17 protein-coding genes are annotated in these 20,876 nt (G+C 48.0%); 13 read left to right on the forward strand and 4 right to left on the reverse strand.

Annotation, left to right across the window (positions count from 1 at the left end; translation table 11 throughout):
• Nucleotides 1-71 precede the first annotated feature (71 nt).
• From F459_RS0117195 to F459_RS0117240, 10 genes are read left to right on the forward strand one after another with little or no spacing between them, the layout of a single operon-like run.
• Nucleotides 72-1,715 carry a hypothetical protein gene (locus tag F459_RS0117195; RefSeq protein WP_020613951.1) on the forward strand — a complete coding sequence of 548 codons (1,644 nt, stop codon included), beginning with the start codon at nt 72-74 and terminating at the stop codon, nt 1,713-1,715.
• Nucleotides 1,716-1,733: 18 nt separating this feature from the next.
• Entirely contained in the window at nt 1,734-2,159 is a 426-nt protein-coding gene (locus F459_RS0117200) for a GtrA family protein (protein WP_020613952.1), read from the forward strand.
• Nucleotides 2,128-3,654, forward strand: a complete 1,527-nt coding sequence (locus tag F459_RS0117205; protein ID WP_245540215.1) for a glycosyltransferase family 39 protein — start codon at nt 2,128-2,130, stop codon at nt 3,652-3,654. Before F459_RS0117200 ends, F459_RS0117205 begins: the two co-directional genes overlap by 32 nt.
• Nucleotides 3,647-4,555: a glycosyltransferase family 2 protein gene (locus F459_RS0117210; protein WP_020613954.1), complete on the forward strand. Its 909-nt coding sequence runs from the start codon at nt 3,647-3,649 to the stop codon at nt 4,553-4,555. The genes F459_RS0117205 and F459_RS0117210 overlap by 8 nt, the downstream gene beginning before the upstream one ends.
• 11 nt (nt 4,556-4,566) lie before the next feature.
• Nucleotides 4,567-5,982, forward strand: a complete 1,416-nt coding sequence (locus F459_RS0117215; RefSeq protein WP_020613955.1) for a sugar transferase — start codon at nt 4,567-4,569, stop codon at nt 5,980-5,982.
• Nucleotides 5,983-6,029: 47 nt separating this feature from the next.
• Nucleotides 6,030-7,682 carry a phosphoenolpyruvate mutase gene (gene aepX, locus F459_RS0117220; RefSeq protein WP_245540216.1) on the forward strand — a complete coding sequence of 551 codons (1,653 nt, stop codon included), beginning with the start codon at nt 6,030-6,032 and terminating at the stop codon, nt 7,680-7,682.
• A 15-nt stretch (nt 7,683-7,697) separates the two neighbouring features.
• Complete coding sequence (gene aepY / locus F459_RS0117225) at nt 7,698-8,843, forward strand: phosphonopyruvate decarboxylase (protein WP_020613957.1); 1,146 nt, start codon at nt 7,698-7,700, stop codon at nt 8,841-8,843.
• A gap of 28 nt (nt 8,844-8,871) precedes the next feature.
• Nucleotides 8,872-9,972: a 2-aminoethylphosphonate aminotransferase gene (locus F459_RS0117230; RefSeq protein WP_020613958.1), complete on the forward strand. Its 1,101-nt coding sequence runs from the start codon at nt 8,872-8,874 to the stop codon at nt 9,970-9,972.
• 10 nt (nt 9,973-9,982) lie between these two features.
• Nucleotides 9,983-10,717 (forward strand): phosphocholine cytidylyltransferase family protein, encoded by a 735-nt coding sequence (locus tag F459_RS0117235; RefSeq protein ID WP_020613959.1) that lies wholly within the window; start codon nt 9,983-9,985, stop codon nt 10,715-10,717.
• 21 nt (nt 10,718-10,738) lie between these two features.
• On the forward strand, nt 10,739-12,538 hold the full coding sequence (locus F459_RS0117240; RefSeq protein WP_033301982.1) for a hypothetical protein: 1,800 nt from the start codon (nt 10,739-10,741) through the stop codon (nt 12,536-12,538).
• A gap of 98 nt (nt 12,539-12,636) precedes the next feature.
• Here the strand turns inward: F459_RS0117240 and F459_RS0117245 are convergent, their stop codons facing one another.
• The gene (locus F459_RS0117245; protein WP_020613961.1) at nt 12,637-14,529 is read right to left on the reverse strand and encodes an FAD-dependent oxidoreductase; all 1,893 of its coding nucleotides are present in this window, start codon (nt 14,527-14,529) and stop codon (nt 12,637-12,639) included.
• A 107-nt stretch (nt 14,530-14,636) separates the two neighbouring features.
• Nucleotides 14,637-15,209 carry a TetR/AcrR family transcriptional regulator gene (locus F459_RS23295; RefSeq protein ID WP_020613962.1) on the reverse strand — a complete coding sequence of 191 codons (573 nt, stop codon included), beginning with the start codon at nt 15,207-15,209 and terminating at the stop codon, nt 14,637-14,639.
• 174 nt (nt 15,210-15,383) lie between these two features.
• On the opposite strand from F459_RS23295, the gene F459_RS0117255 reads away from it, so the two are divergent.
• Both F459_RS0117255 and F459_RS0117260 read left to right on the forward strand, forming a co-directional pair.
• Entirely contained in the window at nt 15,384-16,808 is a 1,425-nt protein-coding gene (locus F459_RS0117255) for a BamA/TamA family outer membrane protein (protein ID WP_020613963.1), read from the forward strand.
• Nucleotides 16,809-17,203: 395 nt separating this feature from the next.
• Entirely contained in the window at nt 17,204-18,085 is an 882-nt protein-coding gene (locus tag F459_RS0117260) for a GGDEF domain-containing protein (protein WP_245540217.1), read from the forward strand.
• A gap of 153 nt (nt 18,086-18,238) precedes the next feature.
• Here F459_RS0117260 and F459_RS0117270 read toward each other — a convergent pair whose 3' ends face one another.
• Entirely contained in the window at nt 18,239-18,895 is a 657-nt protein-coding gene (locus F459_RS0117270) for a LuxR C-terminal-related transcriptional regulator (protein ID WP_020613966.1), read from the reverse strand.
• Between the two features lie 616 nt (nt 18,896-19,511).
• Here F459_RS0117270 and F459_RS0117280 point away from each other — a divergent pair.
• Nucleotides 19,512-20,390: a helix-turn-helix domain-containing protein gene (locus tag F459_RS0117280; RefSeq protein WP_020613968.1), complete on the forward strand. Its 879-nt coding sequence runs from the start codon at nt 19,512-19,514 to the stop codon at nt 20,388-20,390.
• Here the strand turns inward: F459_RS0117280 and F459_RS0117285 are convergent.
• Nucleotides 20,382-20,849: an SAM-dependent methyltransferase gene (locus tag F459_RS0117285; protein ID WP_020613969.1), complete on the reverse strand. Its 468-nt coding sequence runs from the start codon at nt 20,847-20,849 to the stop codon at nt 20,382-20,384. The two genes, F459_RS0117280 and F459_RS0117285, sit on opposite strands and share 9 nt — an antisense overlap.
• Nucleotides 20,850-20,876: the final 27 nt, after the last annotated feature.

The raw sequence follows: 20,876 nt of genomic DNA on the forward strand, positions 1-20,876 counted from the left end.
TCCAAAGCGGAATCCATTTTCTCTTGTGAAATGGCCCGCCATACGATAAGATGCCGATAAGGAATAACGACATGAAGAAATATTTTAGTGCCCTATGTGCAATTATGTTCTGCCAGATCATCTTGTCTCCAATCTGGGCTATGGATTTTACCATGATGGGAGAGGATGAGGATTGGCTTCCTCCTGCGGGAGAAGAATACCTGGCTTTTAACTTCGCCGGTTTTCTTACGGCGGAGAAGCGAGAGGAATTGTTGGACGATCAGGCGGATCTTCCGAGCTTCTTCGACGAAGAGCGGCTCAGTTTCGATTATCGTACTCAGTTATTTCAGATGTTCATCGATGGATCGCTACTCGATGACGGAACGTACAGTGAACAGGAGCCCTATCTGGGGGGAAGATACTTCTACCTCAATGATGCCTATCTCAAAACCAACCTCGATCGGTTTCAGCTCAAGGTTGGGCAGGGCCCCCATCACGATGTGGTTGATACCCCCTATAGCCTCTTTATCTCCTCGAACGATTTTTCCGTGCTTCATGCCGAGATCGACTACGACGGGGATTTCTTCTTTTACAAGACCCGCTGGGTCAGCATGAACAACGACAGTTCGCAGATCTATTATGGATCGGATGATGATTGGAGTAGTATGACGACTACTACATGGCCGGACGCTGACCCTCCAGATGGTGAGACCTACTGGCTCGACAAGGGGATGAATTTCAAGGTCTACGGTTTCAACCTCGGCGAGGGGTGGCGGGTCGGATTCGAGGATGTAGTGGTCTATCTCGGCCGCTCCTTTGATGCCAACTATTTTTTCAATCCCATTCCGCAGTATTTTCTCCAGTTGATCACCAGCGAGGACGGAAATCCCTGGGTACAGGCCGGAAATACCAAGAGCATGATGGGCTTTTTTGTCGATGTAACCCGCGATGATTGGGGGGCGGAGACACAGCTTCTGATTGACGATATAAACCTAAGTTTTCTTCCCTTTGTGCCCGACCGCAGCTTCAAGGACAAGATTGCCTGGAATATAGGGGGATGGAAGGACTTCAGTTTCGGTACCATGGGTTTCCACCATGCCGGAGCCACCAAATACACCTTTGAATCGACCCGGACCATTGAAAGCGACGGTAGCTGGGGAGATGTCGGATACGTGGATGTTCCTTACAGCATTCTTCCCTACGAGTATGCCTACTATCCGGTAAACGAATATACCTTGAAGAACGGAGAGCAAATGGCCATCCCCTACGAGGACCTCTATGCCGGGTACAAATACGGGGAAAACAACCTCGCCTTTCTTGTCGATTACGAAAATCTGATGTTTGCCGGTACTCCTCAGGAATTTAAGCTATATGCCTCTTTCGAGTATGTGATGAACGGATCCAAGTCTCCTTCCAACCCCTGGCATGAATACGATAGCCCGCGTAATTCTGATATCGAGGATTCTGCCTGGTGTATGTTCACCGGAGCCCCTATCGAGTATGTCTTCAGGGCAAAGGCGAACGCCCGTAAACCGATCGGCGACTTTACCGTGCTGATGGAGGTGCAGGCCGGTTATGTTATCAATGGCGCAGAACTGATCGAGGTTGATGCAAACTATGAAGATTATAACACAATCGATTGGACCGAACCGAAGATCTATGTACCGCAGAATGGAAACAATTTTCCGATTTTTGGGGTCACCGTCGGGTTCAATTATTCCTGGCGGCTTAAGTAGCGGAACGGACGACAACGCATGACGGTGGCGGGACTATTTCGCGTTCTTTTTGTCGATAAAAGCTCTCATCGGTTTGTAGAGTTTTTTCGCTACTTTTTCGTGTCTGCAATTTCTCTTGTTGCCGACTTCTTGCTGCTTTTCCTGTTGACCAGTGTGGCAGGTATTCACTACCTGATCTCCTCGGTCTTTTCGTATATGGCAGGTCTGATCGTCAACTACCTTTTGAGCACGTATTGGGTCTTTGCCAAGCGAAGAGTTTCCAACCGTGCCGTTGAATTTTCGGTGTTTGCTCTTGTCGGAGTTATCGGCCTGGGGGTCAATGAAATCCTCATGTGGCTGTTTACCGATGTTTTGATGCTCTACTATATGCTTTCACGTGTTTTTTCAGCGGGGATTGGATATGCCTGGAAATATGTCGTTAGAAAAATCATCCTTTTCCGATAAGCAGACGGACCGTTTATTATTAGCGGTCCTTATTGCTTTTACCCTTTTTGTTCGGCTCTACTTTTTGCAGATGATCAATGTCGGGCCGGATGAGATTGATTACTGGTTTAGTGCCAAGCGGCTGATAGGGCCAGGTGCATACCCTGATTTAATGCACAGGACGATACGGTGGGCAATTATTCTCCCTACGGCCTTTTTTCAGCTCCTTTTGGGGATGCATCCTCTTGTCTACTACGTTGTTCCTGTTTTCAATTCACTTGTACAGACGGTGCTCCTCTTCCTCTTGGGAAAGCATTTGTTCGGCAGGGGGGTATCGTTTTATGCGGTGCTGCTTTTTACCGCCTGGCCTTACATGTGGCGTACGGGAAGCCAAATTCGCCCTGCCGTTTTTTCTCTTACCTATGTCCTCGCCGCACTTTGCTTGCTTTTTTTCTACCTTGAACATGCTCAGGATGATTCCCGTCGAAGCAGGCTCTGTTTCGTCGGGTCGGTTCTTGCATTATTTCTGGCCTATGAAAGCAAGATAACAAATCTCTATTTTCTTCCGGGAATTCTCATTGTTCTCCTTCTGCGGCACCGTCGGATGGGACCGGCAATACGTTATGGCCTCTATCTTTTGGGACTCTATGTCATCGAGCACGTTGCCTACTTCGTGGCTGTTGGTGATCCTTTGGGGCGGCTCGGCATTATTGCAAAAAATCATCTTGCTTCCTCGTATGCCGACAAGTTACCGAAATCGTTCTGGGGGCTCTTCGAGCGCTATACGATCTATCTTGAGTTCCCGTGGCATCTGTTGCTTATTGCCTTTGTTGCCGCTTCCATCTACCTGCTTGCCAAGAAAAAGCCGTGGATTCGGGAATTGACGGTTCTTCATGCCAGTTTTTTCTTTTTCCTTACCTTTATGGTGAAGAGCATAAAGCCGATCGTTCCTGTAGAGGCATTTCTTGACCGTTATTTTATTGCCTGCCTGCCGACGATGTCTCTCGTTATTGTATACGCTCTTCATGAGCTTCTGCCCCTATCGATAGTAGGTGAACTAAATCGACGAGGTGTATTGATCTCTCTTACTGCCGGGCTTTCTGTGGTGATGTTGCTGATAACAGCTCTTCCGATGCCGAAGTCGATCGAACGCTTCTATACTCCGTTGCAGCGGATTCATGATCATCCCATTGCCAAGACCTTTGAATTCCAGCATCTCATTGCCTCTGCTATCGAGGAGAATATTCCAATTTTAAGTGTCGATACCCGAAAGCCGCTGGACACTGCCAACCGTGTATTTTTTGATGACCCGAAAAAGGGTAGATGGGCTCGTCCCATTGGAAAACTGGAAATCGAGGGCCATGTTGTATACTACCTCGATGGTATCGGAAATGTCCCTTTTGCCTTTGATGTTCAGGAGGGAAGCACGAACGTTTTATGGTGTGATCGTTTTAACTTCGATATGACTATGTTGAAGTTGCGGGAAATACCCAATTTAGGTGATATATATGAGTGAAGCATCCGAAATGAATGGACTGTCGATTGTCATCCCTGCCTATAACGAGGAAAAGGCCATAGTAGAGACCATCGAACACGTGACTGGGGTTATGGAGCCGTCCCAAACGCCTTATGAGGTGGTTCTGGTAAACGACGGCTCTACGGATAAGACTGCGGTTATTATTCAATCGTATCTCCATGATCATCCCCAGCTTGCCGAGCGGGTTCGCCTTGTCGAGCATGCGCACAATCGTGGATATGGGGCCAGCCTGAAGACCGGTATTCGAGCGGCAAAGAATGAAGCAATCTGTATTACCGATGCCGACGGAACCTATCCAAATAATCGCATTCCCGAGCTGTTCGGAATGTTCCGTGAACGGGGATTAGATATGGTGGTAGGTCGGCGGAGTTTCAAAAAATTACCCACGCTGACCAAACCGGCAAAATGGTTTATTACCAAGCTTGCAAGTTTTCTGGTTGACGATAAAATTCCTGATATAAATTCGGGATTGCGGATATTTCGGCGTTCGATTGCCGTGAAATTTTTTCCGATCATCTGCGATGGTTTTAGTTTTACAACCACAATTACCCTTGCGATGTTTTCAAATGGATATCAGGTTCATTATGAACCAATTGAATACTTCAAGCGGAAAGGAAAATCGAAAATAAGGCCGATTCGGGACACCATCAATTTTATCCAGCTTATTATTCGTACCGTTGCCTATTTTAACCCGCTGAAAGTATTCGTTCCTGTGAGTCTCTTGCTTTTCCTTGTTGGGTTCTTGCTTTTCATCATCGGACGGATGGGGATTTTCTTCGCCGAAACGCCGAACGATACCATCACGATACTCTTTGTGGGTGGTATACAGGTTTTGGCTACCGGAGTGATTGCAGATATGATAGCCAAGAAAAAAGATTGATGGAATGAGAGATGAATCGTAGGCGCAGGGTTTTTGTCCGTAATGCTCTTATGGCCATAGACGGTATTGTGACCTTTTTTTCTTTCATAGTTGCTTACTATGTTCGTAACACGCCGTTTTTTTTCGGTCTTAAGGCCCTGTTTCCCTTTTCGAACTATTTCCCCTATCTTCTCATTTCACTGGTTTTTTGGTTGTTGCTCCTTCGCTTCTTCAATAATTATGCCTTTCTCGGGGGAGGAAAGAAGTCGTGGCGTAGGATTTTTGTCAATTTACTGCCGGTGGAATTGGTCGGACTTGCTCTTCTTACCATGATCCTTTTCTTCCTTCGTGATCAGATCATTAGTAGGACCTTTCTTCTCTTTTTTGCGGCCATTAATTATCTTATGCTTCTGATGACCAAGATATTAACCATGGCCTATTTTCTGCGGGAAGGAAAGATAAAGAAGTACCATCGCCGGGCTTTGTTGGTTGGCAATAAAAGATCTGTCGATTACTTCCTTTCCACTGAAAAACAGATGCCGGAGCTGTTGTTCGACATCATCACACAATCTGAGTTCATTATCAACGCAGATGCCGTTTTAAACGAGAAGGAGCAAGAGGAACTGTCCGAGGCAATTCTTGATTTTATCTGGAACAATGTGGTCGACGAGGTGATCTTTGCCTATTCTGATTTGAACCTTGCCTCCATCAGTTCGCTCGTTACCGAATGCGGACGAATGGGCATATCGGTCAACGTTGTTCTGGATACCTCCAACATTGAGTTTCGCAAAAGTGAGGTTGATGTTGTAGGACCATTCAATATTATCACGTTCCAAACCTTCGACTATTCCCCGGTTCAACGTTTGGTAAAGAGACTTACCGACATTAGCGCCGGTATTATCGGAACTCTTATATGTTCATTGCTTTTTGTTGTTATTGCTCCTCTGATTAAGATAACTAGTCCCGGGCCCATACTTTTCAGGCAAGTAAGGAAAGGAAAGAACGGTAGAAATTTCGTACTTCTTAAATTTCGGACCATGTGCCTCGATGCGGAAGATCAGAAAAGGTCGTTACTGGATAAAAACGAGATGCAAGGCCAAATTTTCAAAATGAAATATGATCCGAGGATAACCCCCTTGGGAAATTTTCTGCGTAGGACAAGCCTTGATGAATGGCCGCAGTTCATCAATATTCTGCGCGGTGATATGTCTCTTGTTGGGACCCGGCCGCCAACGGTAGAGGAGTTCGGCTCCTACAGAAATTACCATCGTCGGAGGCTCAGTGTGAAACCCGGTTTGACTGGCCTTTGGCAGGTGAGTGGGCGTAACGATATTTCCGATTTCGAGGAGATCGTTAAACTTGATACCTGGTATATCGATCACTGGTCGATATGGCTTGATCTTAAGATTATTCTAAAAACGTTTCTGGTTTTGTTTCGAGGGAGATAATCCTCCCCGTCTGGATTATTACATCCGGCCGGGGTATACTCATTACCTTGATAAAGAAAGAACAACAGGACTATGTCATGACAAAGAAAACCACACAGTTTCGGAATTTACTTGCCTCCGATCGTCTCGAATTTATCCTCGAGGCGCACAACGGTATCAGTGCGAAAATCGTCGAAGAGGCTGGTTTCAAGGGGATCTGGGGAAGCGGCCTTTCCCTTTCTGCTCAGTACGGGGTACGTGACAACAATGAAGCAAGCTGGACTCAGGTTCTGGACATGCTCGAGTTTATGTCCGATGCCACCACGATACCCATCTTGCTCGACGGCGATACCGGTTACGGCAACTTCAACAATATGCAGCGGCTGGTGCGTAAGCTCGAACAGCGTGATATTGCCGCGGTTTGTATTGAGGATAAGCTTTTTCCCAAGACCAATAGTTTTATTAAAGGGACTGCTCAGCCTTTGGCTGACATCGAGGAGTTCTGCGGTAAGATCAAGGCCGGAAAGGATGCCCAGGGCGACGATGATTTCTCCATCATTGCACGGGTCGAGGCCTTTATTGCGGGCTGGGGGCTGAAGGAGGCAATGCGCCGGGCGGAAGCCTATCGGAAGGCCGGAGCAGATGCTATTCTCATGCACAGTGCTCTGTCGGTACCCGATGAGATCCTTGCTTTTAAAAAGGAGTGGGGCGACCGGCTTCCGGTGGTCATCGTTCCGACAAAGTACTATGCTACCCCTACGGATCAGTTCAGAGAGGCCGGCATTTCCATCGCCATCTGGGCAAACCACATGATACGAACGGCCATTGCCTCGATGCAGAAGAATGCGGCCACCCTTATGGCCGAAGAGTCTCTCATGGCCATAGAGGATTCCATCGCTCCGGTAAAGGAAATATTTCGCCTTCAGGGGGCGGCTGAGCTGCAGGAGGCTGAAAAACGCTATCTTCCCAAACGGGGAAAGGCGGTTCGGGCCGTGATCCTTGCCGCCAGCCGCGGTAAGGAGCTTGGTGAACTTACCGAAAAACGGCCTAAGGCGATGGTCCCGGTCTCCGGCCAGCCCCTTCTTGCCCATGTGGTGGACGGTTACAATTCCGTCGGCGTGAAGGATATCACCGTTGTCAGGGGATATGCAAAAGAGACAGTCAATCTTTCCAATATAGATTATGCGGATAACGACAACTTTGAGAGCACCGGAGAGCTTGTCAGCCTTTCCTGCGCCCTCAAGTCCCTTGCCTCGGAAGATACCGGCAAGGAGTTGGTCGTTTCCTACGGTGATGTCCTTTTTAAGAAGCATATCCTCCAACTACTGCTCGAAAGCCATGCCGATTTTTCCATCGTGGTGGATACCAACTGGAGTGAAAGTGTTAATAAGGGCAGGTTTGCCGACTATGTTCAGTGCAGCCGCCCCTACGGCCGCGATGCCTTCGGCCAGGAAATTTCATTAACCGAGATGAGTGAACATCTGCCCGAAAAGAGGACCCATGGCGAATGGACCGGGTTTCTTAAGGTCTCTGCCGATCACCGTCTTCTCCTTGGCAAGCTTGTCGAAAACCTTACGGTGGAAGATCCGTATGCGCGGATGAGTGATCTGCTCAACGCTTTGGTTGCCAACGGTGAGCGTGTGAGGGTTATCTATACGACTGGTTACTGGCTCGATATCGACACGCTGGAAGATGTCGTGCTTGCCGGAAACCTCTTCTAACACCGGAGGGCTGTAATGATTGAAGCCGATCTTTTTGTGCGCCAGGCTTTAGAACGGGGGTTCGGCCTTTGGAGCGGGGTTCCCTGCTCCTACCTGAAACCCTTTATCAACCATGTTATCGATGATCCTGCCGTTCGCTATATCCCGGCGGTCAACGAGGGGGATGCCGTTGCCATTGCTTCCGGAAGTCATCTTGCGGGAATTCGGGGTGTGGCCATGTTCCAAAACTCCGGGCTGGGAAATGCGGTAAATCCGCTGACCAGCTTGAACAATACCTACCGTATTCCGGTCTTGCTGATCGTTACCCTCAGGGGAGAACCTGGGGCTCCGCCCGATGCGGTACAACACGGCCTCATGGGGCCGATAACTACCGCCATGCTTGATGTGCTTCAGATTCCATGGGAGTACTTTCCAGACGAGGAATCAAAAGTGAGCGAGGCCCTCGATCGGGCCATTACCTCCATGAATGGCACATCTCTTCCTTATGCTTTGGTGATGCGAAAGGGATCGGTGGCAAAGAAGGCGCTGAAAAGCAGCATGGAAATTCGTGCCCCGAAAGTTGGCCGGCGTGGCGGTGCCTTCTTCGAGACCGAGGCAAACGCAAGCCGTAGCGACATGCTCAAGGCTATTCTTGATGCAGCCGGCGATGATGTACCGATTCTCGGGACCACCGGTTATACCGGACGAGAGCTTTATGCGATCAACGACCGATCGGGCAACTTTTATATGGCTGGTTCCATGGGCTGTGTTTCAAGCATCGGCCTCGGTATCTCCACGGTACGATCGGGAAGGGTTATTGCCGTGGACGGAGACGGAGCGATCCTCATGCGTATGGGGGCTCTTGCGACCAACGGCTACCAGCGTCCCGAAAACCTTGTGCATATCGTCCTCGACAACGGCATGCACGAATCTACCGGCGGTCAGGCCACCGTTTCCGCTTCCGTTGATCTCTGTGCCGTAGCCGCCGCCTGTGGTTATCGTAATGTTTTTGAAACCAGGAGTCCGGAAGAGCTTCGGGACCTCTTGTCCCAACATGATCTTTCCGGCATCACCTTTATCAGGGCTCGGACGATTCCCGGCAGTCCGGAAAACCTGCCCAGACCTACGCAGCGGCCGGAGGAGCTTTCAAAGCGCTTTGCCGCTTTCTTACAAAACCGATAATGCGCGATAGCGAAGGAGAAATGAGCGTATGACGAAAAAGAGACCTGTTATTCTGCTTAACCCCGGCCCGGTAACCATCAGCGACCGGGTGAGGGAGAGCCTGCAGAGAGAAGATATGTGCCACCGTGAGCCTGATTTTGCAGCTTTGATGCTTGATGTCAAGAAACGGCTTGCTGCGATCTATGAAGGTGGAAGCGAACATTTCGAGGCCCTGGTGATGACCGGAAGCGGAACCTGTGCCGTTGAGGCGATGATTTCCAGCCTTCTTCCTTCCGACGGAAAGCTGCTGGTGATTTCAAACGGGGTCTACGGCGAGCGAATTGCGTCTATGGTCAAGACCCATGGAAAGCAGATGGTGCTGGTAAAAAGTCCCTGGCCCGATCCGATGAATCTTGCCGAGGCGGAGCGGCTTTTGAAGGAAGATCCTTCCATTACCCATGTTTCCGCTATTCACAACGAAACCACCACCGGGCGGCTTAACGACCTTGATGCTCTTGGTGCCTTGTGTGTCACATACAATAAGCCGATGCTCCTGGATGCGGTCTCCAGTTTTGGCGGCGAACGAATCGAGCTTGAAAAATGGAACGTTGCCGCCCTTGCTTCCACGGCAAACAAGTGTATCCACGGTATCCCCGGTCTCAATTTCGTTCTTGTCAGAAAAGATCTTCTGGAACAGGGCAAGAGTGCCGCCGCCACCCTGTATCTCGATCTTTTTGCCTATTACCAAAAACAGAAAGAGGGTTTTTCTCCCTTTACCCAGGCGACCCATGTTGCGGTCGCACTCCAGGAAGCCTTGAAGGAGTTCGAAGAGGCAGGCGGCTGGAAGACGCGGAACGAGCGTTACCGGGAACTTTCGGTTCGTATTCGTGCCGAACTTGATGCCATGGGTATCCGCCGCTTCTTAAAAGAAGATGAATACAGTTCCATGCTTTCGAGCTTTCACCTGCCCGAGGGCTACAGCTATGAAGAGCTCCACGATGAGCTGAGAAAAGAAAACTTCATCATCTATGCTGGACAGGGCGGACTCTTTCATTCGATTTTCCGCATCGCCAATATGGGTGATCTTTTTGATGCGGATATCGATAGGCTTTTGGCTGTTTTCCGTCGGCTCATGGATTCCCGGAAATAGGACGTTTCCGATGCCGATGGGAGTAAAAACGGCGGTGATTCTTGCCGCCGGCCGGGGCACCCGCCTCGGAAAACGCGGTCTTGAAGCGCCTAAAGGGTTTTTGCAGATCGGAGAAAAGCCGATTATCCAGGAATCCCTGGACCGGCTCAAGGCCGCCGGGGTTGAAAAGGTTGTTATCGTTACCGGGCATTTGGCCCATTTCTACGAAAAACTTGCAGCAGATTCCGGCGGTTTTGTCAGAACCGTCCATAATCCCGACTATGCCGATTCCGGTTCCATGTACAGCCTCTATCAGGCCCGCAAGGTCCTTGGGGACGCGGCCTTTTTCCTTCTTGAATCGGATCTTATCTACGAAAGCCGTGCCCTGGCGGTGCTGAAGGAGCAGTCTGAATCCGATTGTATCCTCATGTCGGGTTTTACCGGCAGCGGAGACGAGGTGTGGATCTATGCTCCCGAGGGCTATCTTGTCGATATGGGAAAGGTGCGGGAAACCTTGACTGGGCCTCCTTGCGGGGAACTTGTTGGGGTCAGCCTCCTCTCGCCCGAGGGCTACAGTCGCCTCTGTATCGAGGCGGAACGGCTTTTTTCAGAAAGCCTCAAGGTCGAATATGAGACAGCCCTTGTTGCCTCTTCCCGGAAAAAGCCGATCGCCTGTCACCTCGTTTCGGATCTGGTCTGGAGTGAGATCGACGACGAGTCTCATCTTCAGCGGGCGAAGACGCGTATCTATCCCCGATTGTCTTAGAATCTTAAAAAAGGAAGCTACATGCCTTGTACAGTACAAAAACAAAGGAGAGCAAACCTATGGCGGGAAAAGAATGTTAAGGTGATGTTTCTCGCTTCACTTGTCTTCTTTTTTTCCGTTTCCCGGCTTTTTGCCTTTAGAACCTACGGCACCGATTCGCCTCAGGTTGTCGAGCTGCAGCGACTTTATACCCTGGACGGCAGGGCCTTTCCCATCTCCGGCTTCCCCCTCTCCGGGGAAGATCTTAGAAAGCTTACTGTGACGATTTCCCGTGATAGCGACGACCCTGCCCTCCGGGAAAAAGCAAGACAGATCCTCAACTCGCTTGAACTTCCGAAAGAGGGTGAGGCCATCTACGGCCAGGGCTTTGATGCCGGTTTCGAGGCCAATGTCCATGATTCCTACGCCTGGGATCCCTATCGTGCTTTCTATAACGAATTTGTCGATTATCCTGCCATGCTCGATTACAGCCTCTTTGCGGAGCAGAAAAGCTCTTCCGGCTATTCAGGCATGGAAATTTCCGCCTTTGTGCAGCGGGAATATGAAGATGGCAACATGCCGGAGGTCAACCTTATTTCCGGTACCTCCGATGACCCCATCAAGATGGAGAACTACTTTATCTCTTCGGGATACTTTGCCTGGGAGGGAGACCATCTTTCCCTGCGTCTGGGCAGGTCGCCGGTCCACTATGGAGACTCCCGCTTTTCGTCATTTCTTCCCTCCGATCGCCTGCCGTTCCTGGATGCCTTCGAATACCGCTATAAAGTCGGTCCCTTGCGGATGGTCAGCTATTTCGGGACTCTCGAAAATCGCGAGTCGGAAGAAGAGGCTGCCTTTTTTGCCGGTAAAGGACTGGAAATAGACGGAACGGACGATTACCTTACGGTGGATGAGGATGGTAATTTGGTGTGGGATTATGCTGATCAGGGTACCGCCGATGAGGTTCTTGATGCGGCCTTCGCCCGGACCATCATTCTTAATTCCATGCACCGCTTTGTGTTGGAATTGCCGAAGTTCTCCTTCGGGGTGACCGCACATCTGTTGATTGCCCGTGAAAATAATGCCCTGCACATTGCCGACATCTTTCCGGTCTTCAGCTGGCATAACGGCAGTGTGGGAAGCAACAATATGAGCCTGCTTTTCGACGGGCTGTGGAATGTCACCCCCGGACTCGATTTGTACGCTCAGGCCGGATGGGACGATATCAATGCAACCGATCTGATCGGTATTCCCGACAAGGGATCGATTCCGACCATCGGGGCTTATCTTCTCGGCGCCGATTGGGAGGGAAATCTCAACCTTTCAGAAAAAACGCTTCCGATCGGTCTGATTACCGAGGTGGGAACGACCCACTATCTGTGGGGAAACTTCTATGCCTGGTCGGAGAAGCGAAAAGATGGAATTTACTTTGCCAGGGCCATCTATCGTTACCGTACCCAGAGCGGTGTTCATGCCATTCCCCTGACCAGCCCCTACGGGCCGGGTGCCACCTGGATCGAGGGAACCTTAAAGGTCGGTGGGAAGCAAGGCCTTTCCAGTGAGCTATTCTTTTCCTATCTTGATCACAACGAACTTGCATCCCTTATTTCGACGAATTATTACTCTTCCGATGAGATAGAGGATGCGGACCATGTGCAAAGCATTGCCTCTGCCCTGACGTTTCGCTACGGTTTTCCTGTGGGAAAACGGTGGGAGAGTTCCCTCTACACGTCCCTGTGTTACTACAACTATGATGGTTTTTCTTGGCCCGAGCTTGTATTCGGGTGCAGGATCCGTGGGAGTCTGATATCTTCATTTATGGATACTTTCGAAGGGGAATGAGTCCTGTGTTCCACCTGCTACACAGCATGTGTTTATAAAAAGCCGCCCGGCCGGGCGGCTTTTTTTGTTTTTGTACTGTCCGGAATCCTGGTGGCTCGTCAGAATAAACTGGATTGCTTGGCAGCGTTTTCTCCGGCGATTCGTCCCGTATTCATTGCAAAAGACATGGTAAGGCCTTCCAGGTCGGGATAGGTATTGTCATACATCCCCCCCGCATCCGCTCCTGCAACGAAAAGTCCCTCAACCGGTGTTCCGTCTTCTCTGACCGCCTGGGTCTCTTCATTAATCCTTACACCACCAATTGAACCGTACACGGAACCGCGGACCTTAATCGCATAGAACGGCCCCTTTTCGACGCTGAATTTAAGGTACGCCGGGTCTTTATAAAAATTATCATCATGGCCCGATGTGATGGCTTTATTGTAGCGAGCGACGCTTGCCGTGAGTTTATCAGGATTCATACCGGTTTTCGTCGCAAGCTCTTTTAGGGTATCGGCGGAAAACACAACATCCCCTTCAAAGGCTTTCAGGTCTTTCTGAAGGGTTGGGAGAGGAGCAATCGTGACATTCACGTCGTTTCCCCCGTCCTTGTGCGATAAACCTGAGCCGTTCATCTGGTAGGCACCGGTGAAGGGAATTCCATTTTTAATGAAGCTGTCTACAGATGCCTGATCCACAATGGTATAATATTCGCCGCCAGCCGAGAATGCTGCATTCCCCCAAATGACATTGTCATATACAACGCTTTCATCAACAAATCGCACCCCCTCTTTATTAACCCACATCAGAGGCACATCTTTTACCTGGAAGACTGCACTGTCCATATGATTGCTATATATTGCAGTTGAGTTCGCCAAGTCGCCAAGGTGAATTTGAATGACATGTTCTCCAAGCTTGTCTGCTCCCGCCGACCATGCCATATCCACGCCCTCTCCCTTGTTTCCAAGACCGAAATAGTTGTATGCATTGATCTCGCTTGCGGCTTTCAGCCTATCAGGATCGCCGCCGAATCCTCCGGTGCACAGGATCACGGATTTTGCATGTACCGTAAGTTTTCCCCCGTCTTCCGTTTCGGCAATAATCCCGGAGACAACACCGTCATTGACGATTAGTTTGTATCCACGGGTATTGAGCCTAAGATCAAGGCCGTACTCTTCTGCCATGCGCTTATAAAGGTTTGGAAAATCCTCTTTCGAATTTGTCCACATATGATAGGTTTTTGGGTAATCTACGTGGGCCTTCTGATCGATGCCAAGCCCAAGTTTTAGCCCTATTCCGTTTTCCATGAGCCACGTTATGGTGCTGCCGGATTTGTCGAGTACCGCCTTCATGAGAGGCCCGTTTGTCCTGTAGTGATTATATTCGATAAGATGCCTGAAAATGTCCTCCGTGGTAACGGTAAGGCCCTTCTCCTTTTGAAGAGGCGATTCCGTTGCAAGGAGTCCCATCCCGACGATTCCAAGCCCCCCTACATGATCTGTCTTTTCCAGGACCACCACCTTTGCTCCATTCTGAGCGGCGGCAAGGGAAGCCCCTGTTCCCGATGTTCCTGCACCGATAACGACAACATCGGCATTGATTTTTTCCTCTGCAGCGGGTCCTTGCTCTTTTCTTTTGAGATCCTGGGGCGTAAGCCCTGCTTTTGCCAAGGCTGCAGCGGCCGCCGCCTTTACGGCCTCACTTGTGATACTCGCTCCTGATATGCCGTCGATATCGAGGCTTTGTGTATCCAGAATCTTTTTCCCAAGTTTTTTTGCCGCCGCACCTCCTATCTCCGGGGTTTCCGAAGCAGCATCGATCTGGACACCCTCTATGGTGCCTGAATCTGTAAGCCTCAGGGTGACGGTAACATTACCACCTAGTCCCTTTGCCGAAGCACTGTAACTTCCGGCTTTTCCGCTGCTTTTTCCACAGCCGAATACCAGCAGTGATAGGGATAAAAGGACAAAGAACAACACAAACGATAGAGTTGGCTTTTTCCATTGACTCATTCAACGTATCTCCTTTCTGTGATTTGACAAAATGACCGCGGTCATTTTTATTGACCATACGTCAAAGCAGAAAAGAAAGTCAATTATTCCGGTTTGAAAAGGTAGTATTATATCGATTTTTTATTATCTACTAAGCCGCGAAGGTAGGATTCCACGGCCCTTAGTCCATGTTCCGATAGATCGAATGCAGCCGTTGTCTCACACCAAAAGATGATTATGCCGAAGAGCAGGCTCTGAATAAAAAATCTTTCATGCTTGATGTCAATGTCGTCACGAAAGGAACCGTCACGGACACCTGCGGTGAGGATATTTTCAATCCTTTGCACGTGCATATTCGAATTTGCCTGATCAGGCGTCGGGCGTTCGTCAATAATGACTTTTAAAATTTCTCTGGAGAAATCAGGTCCGTTTTTATCCACAAATGTAAGATACTCATGTGTATATTCAAGCAGCTGTTCCGAAGCGGGAATCGCAGTGTTCCATATAATATTTCCGAACAGTTCGTCATTAAGTTTCGAAAGAATCTCGTTGAGGATATCCGCCTTCGAATTGAAATAGAGATAGAATGTGCCCTTTGCTACTCCGGTCTCTCTACAGATTCTACTTACTGAGATATTGTTATACCCGTATTGGCTTATTAGCGATATTGCCGTCTCAAGAAGCCGTTTTTGCTTATCCATCATCTCCATTAAATGCTATCCCTACAAGATAATAATTCTACTTGATACAAGAAGATCTCTCTACCGTTATTTTCTTTAACAACACGAGAATTTTCTCAAGATAGCACTTGAAATTAGATGCGGAATTCATGGTAATGTGATATCCTCGTTTACACCTATGTCAGCGGAGGATGAATGAATCGATTTTTTCTGATAATCTGTGTGGTCTTGTTCACCGCACCGCTATATGCGCAGGAATTGCCGATAAAGATAGGCAAGATTGATTATACCATTGAGGGCCGGACTCAGGAACGTCTTCTTGACGATTACCTCGATTTTGATAAAAAACGGCTTTTCGCAAATGAAGAGGAGCTGGCAGCGTATCTTGTGGGAAAGACCCAGGAGCTTATAAACTTACGGATCCTTGATACGGGTTCAATTGAGATTTCCGATCTGAGAGAAGAAGGGGATGTTCGGATAGCCGATCTTGCGGTATATGCCGAGGACACCTGGAATGTCGTTGTACTGCCCTATGGAAAGTATGACTCCAATGACGGACTTCTTTTGAGTCTCAGAGGAAGGGATTACAATTTTCTCGGATCAATGGAGGCCCTCAAGTTCAATCTTGATTATAGTTATAACGAGGACAATGAGCATGAGCTGGGTTTTACCAATGAAGCCGAGATTCCCTTCACAATTGGGAATGGTGAATGGATATATAACTTTTCGCAGGAACTTCAATATGTTGAGCATGATCCTCTGGAATATGATCTGAAAAACAGCATTTCATATCTTTTTTCCCTTGGAGACGTCTCTTTTAAGACTGCATTGGAACAGAACATGTATCTGCAAAACAGTTATGACGATGACAACGATGAAGAACAGCATGAGAGTTATATGGAGTCCGCCCTTTGGTTGAACGGCAGCGTTCCTCTTGGGTTTTCTCTTGCACACAAGGAGGCGGTATATTCCGGTACACCAGGGATCTCCTGGTGTTACGGCCTTGGTGAGACGCTTCGTGACGAGCGACGGGGCCTTACGGCTTACTATGACCACACCTTATCTTTTGGCAGGATTGACTGGATCGGAAATTTTCGAAGAGGCCTCGAATTTGATCTCTCCGAAGGGAATTCCTATGATACCTTCGATGATCATTGGACCTTTGACATGGATTTTACCGTTGCTGCCCATCAGACATGGGGCTGGGGGGGCGTAAATAGCAGGGTGGGAGGATTTTATATCTTCTCTGATGGTGACGACCGTGACAACCAGGGTGGTCCTCTTCGCGGTATTCTTGATGACGACATCGACGATACTACCGCAGGTTTGTATATGAATCTTGATTTTCCCTTTAAGATGTGGATATGGTTTATGAGCCGTTGGTTTGAGGGCCATCTCTCTCCGTTCTTTGATGCGGCCATGTTCAGAACCGTTGACGACGGTTTTAGTTCCGACAACGTATATTATACGGCCGGCCTTGAGGGTTTTGCCTTTGCCAAGGCGGCCCGGAGTCTCTACCTTCGTGTTTCTGTCGGTATTGACTTGAAAGCGGTGATAGAGGATGGGGCAAGCCCGCTTGATTCTCCCGAGCTGTTTATAGGTCTTGGCCACCATTATTAATAATCGGTACTATTTTTCGTTTGAGAAGCCCTTCGATCTCTTCTGTCGTCGAGGGGTTTTTTTATATAATACCAATATCTATGAGACAGATTTTTGTGGCGACGAAGCTATCGAAAGGTATCATTAAGCTACTATACTCACGCGTACTGCCCAACGTTTCCGGTACCTATCGTGATGAATTCGTACGGCAACGGTTCCACCAGAACAATCTCAAAATATTCCTGCTGTCAATTTTTCTTCTGATTGAACAGGGTGTATATGCTTTGTTCATCGCATCGCCCCATTCTGTTTTGCATCAAATATATGTATATTCTGCCGTGTCGATGATCTTTTTCTCATTGATCAGCGGATATCTGCTTTTTCGGCCACCGAAACATACAACTATATTCCATAACGTGTATGAGATTATACCGGCGCTTTTCTGGATGGGGATTGCTCTTCTTCGCTTCCTTCGGATCGAATTTACACGATTCCGAATTCCGACTATCTATTTCGGGGTAATCTACGGGATTGCGGTTATTCTTTTTTTCCCCTATTGGAAAAGTTTCTTGCTCTATGCCCTTCTTTGCCTTTTGGCGGTTACTCTTATTCCGATTGTTCATCCGCAAGCAATGAGTGCCGTATTTGCGGCCGATATTATTTCCAACGGTATGCTTGCCTGGATAGTTTCGATGATTAATTACCGTAACTTTGTAACAAATTTCCGAAACAAAAAAATCATTGAAGAGAAAAATCGGGATCTATATGAAAAACATGACCAAATTAAGCGTATCAATACAGAGCTAAAAAGGATTTCGGTAAAAGATGAACTGACAGGTTTGTATAATCGTCGCAAGCTTGATGATCTTTTGAAACACGAATGGGAAAGGGCGATTCGCTATAAGACAAAATTTACCGTTATCATGATGGATATCGATCATTTTAAAAAGATTAACGATACCTACGGCCATGATGCGGGAGACCTTGTGCTGAAAGAATTATCGAGAATCTTACTGGACAATATACGAAAAGCCGATAGTTGTGGCAGATGGGGTGGCGAAGAGTTTCTGATTATCTGTCAGGAAGCTGATTGCCACCAGTCACTCATCCTTGCCGAACGGTTTCGGGATACGATCAGCAAGCATCGTATCCCTGACTTACCTTCGGTTACCGCAAGCTTTGGGATTGCCTCCAGTGAAGAAAGCTCTTCCATCCAGGCTTTGCTCAAAGCAGCGGATTCCCGTCTCTATGAAGCAAAATTGCAGGGCCGAAACCGAGTTGTGGGAGTCCCCTGCTGATTATGGCCGTTGTATGCCAAGATCCGGGGAATCGCTTGCACAGCTTGAAGCAAAGAACACCACGACTATTCCCGCAAGAAGCGTGAAAATGGTAGATCTTCTCATCGCCTCTCCTCCTGAAAAATAACTTTCATCATTAGTAAGTATAACACGTTATGAAAGCACGCCGATTGCGTTTAGGTAGGTGATCGCTTGAATCATGTTTTTCGTATGTGTCTTGGAAAGTATATTTCTGCGGTGATTGTGTACGGTGTGTCTGCTTATGCAAAGCCTTTCTGCAGTTTCATCGCTGTCCATTCCTTGCGAGACCAACTCGATGATTTCTCTCTCTCGTTTTGTCACTATCTCCGAAGCGATACCGGCCTCTTCATTAAAAAGGCAAACTCGTTTTGTCTTTGTGTTGAGCAAAAAACGTCTCGGCCGTTCGTTCGCCGGATGATTCGAAAGAACATCCGACAGGATGAGAAGAATCCATGAGTGATAGTTTGAATCCAGCTCAAAAATAATCAGTTGGTGGAGGAATCGTATATACTGACCATTTTTTGCTTTAACCCTATAGTCGTATATAAGTTTGTAATCCTTTTTTGCCGGCCCCTGTATATGTTGCAGGAAGTTGTACATTTTTATTTCGGCATCGTACATACATGGAAGGTCGTCGCTATGAATCATCGAATGGTAGCCATCAATGTCGTTTATATTAATCTCGCTCGGATCATAACCAAGAAGTTGGATATGTTTATCTACTTTTAGGAGAAATTGTTTTTTGTGCACGTCATAAAGTGATATTGACCGGTTTTCGATCTGCGCCATTTCGGCAAGGTATGATAGACGTAGCTCCAGTGTTCTGTAATCTTCCGGAGATACCGAACAGCTTAACGAATTCCTAATTCGTTCATATTCTTTGTTCATAAAATGATCAATTCTCGCTATATATGTTTCTAACCGAAATGCATACCTTCTTTTACAGGGTAGCATATTGAGTGAGAAATCACATCTTCTCTATAAAAAATTTCCGGACTCCGATCCATGTTCATGTGATATATGCATCTATTTTTGTACAAGACCTGGTTGGTGGCTTGTCTCGGAGGCTCGTGAAGCTTTGGATCATGGCTATGCCGGACGTATGATGCTTGAGTGGGCCCCTGATTTTTCTTTTGCTGTTCTTGCACCTGCATTTCATGGCAATGAAGGGTATTTTGCTCTGGAAGAATATGCAGGTAATACATGTACATTTTTCCACAATGGCCTTTGTGATCTCTTTTTAACGAAATTTCGGCCGCTTGAATGTCGATTTTGTCATCATACTCGTTTAGGATTAGGCAGGGAGTGCCATTGGGCGATCGAGAGGGATTGGCGGACAAGCAAGGGGAGACGTTTAGTCACGCATTGGCTACACCTTCAGTCTCTGTGACGGAATAAAACAACAATGACCGGATATGAATGTATCTGTGAAGCAATTAATATTTTCGAGACGTCTCTTCGCAATGCCGGGCGAAGGGAAATCGTCAGAACGGTATCGCAACTTGCAGAACTGACTGGCTATTCTGTATATCATTTTACGAGACTCTTTTTTACCGTGACGGGGTATTCCCCGAAAGAGTATATGGCCGGCCGAATTTTTTCCGAGGTGGCACAGAAGATAGTAGAGAGCGATTTCTCTTTGAAGTCCATTGCGTACGATTTTGGTTTCGATGAATATGAGACATTTTCTCGTGGATTTAAGAGATTTTTTGGTGTGCCACCCCGTTCCGTTCGGAGCGATCATTCCCTTCCTGCCGGGTATCTGAAACGGGTGATGCCGGAGTTTGAAAAGGGAACCGGTAATCTTCTTTCCGATCAGCCGGAAATAGTAGAAATGGATGCCCATTACCTTACGGGTCTTCCCTTTTATATTGAAGCCGGAACAACATCGTTTCACAAACAATGGGCGATTTTTATGAATGTTCAAGAACAGGTGTCAGGGCGTTTGCTGCCGGAACTCTATTGTCAATATTCGTCCTGGACCGATAATGAATCGGTAAGTGGCCTGTCGATTCTTTGTGCTATTGAAACGGTAGGTGATGTGCAGCAGGATCCGTTTTTTTATACGCGACGGGTTCCTCCTGCTTCCTATCTCCGATTCCGCCACAATTCCGAAGTTTCTGATCTGTGGGCTACCTATACGTACATCTATCACGATTGGTTTGCTTCACATGAGGTCAAGCCTGTGGGCTCGTGGGAGTGTCAGCGATATGTCGATAAAGGAGAGACAATTGAAATATGTATTCCAATTGCTCTCCATGAGGAAGATTGCCGGTTAGAATAGGAATTCCTTGTCCCATGCGAAATCGCCGCTTTCCTCATAGTACCCGGGCCAAGCGGCGCACCAGGCGGGAAGGGTGACATCACGGACACGATCGGAAGATGGATGATAGGGTTTTATATCCAGGACAGGTGTTCCGTCTTCGGCATCAATCCACCAGAGCCCTATTGTACCTTGTGATTCATCGACAGATGCAACCGTGGCGATGCTTACACAGATGTTGTTCGGCCTCAGGGGCGATCGTGTTGCGAAAATTCCAAGTGCTTCCGGGGCCAGCCGATAAGGTTTTTCTACCAGGATTGGGACTTCTTCTTCCTTGTTCGCTTTATGCGGATACCAGAGTACCATCAAATGGCTGAAGCCCTCTAAGCCGGTCAGGCCTTGGGTATACTTCGGCAACATCTGGATAAAAACGTTCTTTCCCGCTACAACGTATCCAATCTCACGAACCATCTTTTCCATGTAACACTCCTTGGCTTTTGATCCTTT

This window comes from Sediminispirochaeta bajacaliforniensis DSM 16054 (genome assembly GCF_000378205.1).
Taxonomy (GTDB): Bacteria; Spirochaetota; Spirochaetia; order DSM-16054; family Sediminispirochaetaceae; genus Sediminispirochaeta; species Sediminispirochaeta bajacaliforniensis.

Excerpts from the sequence above, each read along its gene's own strand:
- F459_RS0117270 (WP_020613966.1), bottom strand. The coding sequence starts at position 18,895 with ATGGCGCAGATCGAAAACCGGTCAATATCACTTTATGACGTGCACAAA.
- F459_RS0117215 (WP_020613955.1), top strand. The coding sequence starts at position 4,567 with ATGAATCGTAGGCGCAGGGTTTTTGTCCGTAATGCTCTTATGGCCATA.
- F459_RS0117200 (WP_020613952.1), top strand. The coding sequence starts at position 1,734 with ATGACGGTGGCGGGACTATTTCGCGTTCTTTTTGTCGATAAAAGCTCT.
- F459_RS0117240 (WP_033301982.1), top strand. The coding sequence starts at position 10,739 with ATGCCTTGTACAGTACAAAAACAAAGGAGAGCAAACCTATGGCGGGAA.
- F459_RS0117235 (WP_020613959.1), top strand. The coding sequence starts at position 9,983 with ATGCCGATGGGAGTAAAAACGGCGGTGATTCTTGCCGCCGGCCGGGGC.
- F459_RS0117245 (WP_020613961.1), bottom strand. The coding sequence starts at position 14,529 with ATGAGTCAATGGAAAAAGCCAACTCTATCGTTTGTGTTGTTCTTTGTC.
- aepY (WP_020613957.1), top strand. The coding sequence starts at position 7,698 with ATGATTGAAGCCGATCTTTTTGTGCGCCAGGCTTTAGAACGGGGGTTC.
- F459_RS23295 (WP_020613962.1), bottom strand. The coding sequence starts at position 15,209 with ATGGATAAGCAAAAACGGCTTCTTGAGACGGCAATATCGCTAATAAGC.
- F459_RS0117205 (WP_245540215.1), top strand. The coding sequence starts at position 2,128 with ATGTCGTTAGAAAAATCATCCTTTTCCGATAAGCAGACGGACCGTTTA.
- F459_RS0117210 (WP_020613954.1), top strand. The coding sequence starts at position 3,647 with ATGAGTGAAGCATCCGAAATGAATGGACTGTCGATTGTCATCCCTGCC.
- F459_RS0117195 (WP_020613951.1), top strand. The coding sequence starts at position 72 with ATGAAGAAATATTTTAGTGCCCTATGTGCAATTATGTTCTGCCAGATC.
- F459_RS0117255 (WP_020613963.1), top strand. The coding sequence starts at position 15,384 with ATGAATCGATTTTTTCTGATAATCTGTGTGGTCTTGTTCACCGCACCG.
- F459_RS0117280 (WP_020613968.1), top strand. The coding sequence starts at position 19,512 with ATGACCGGATATGAATGTATCTGTGAAGCAATTAATATTTTCGAGACG.
- F459_RS0117230 (WP_020613958.1), top strand. The coding sequence starts at position 8,872 with ATGACGAAAAAGAGACCTGTTATTCTGCTTAACCCCGGCCCGGTAACC.
- F459_RS0117285 (WP_020613969.1), bottom strand. The coding sequence starts at position 20,849 with ATGGAAAAGATGGTTCGTGAGATTGGATACGTTGTAGCGGGAAAGAAC.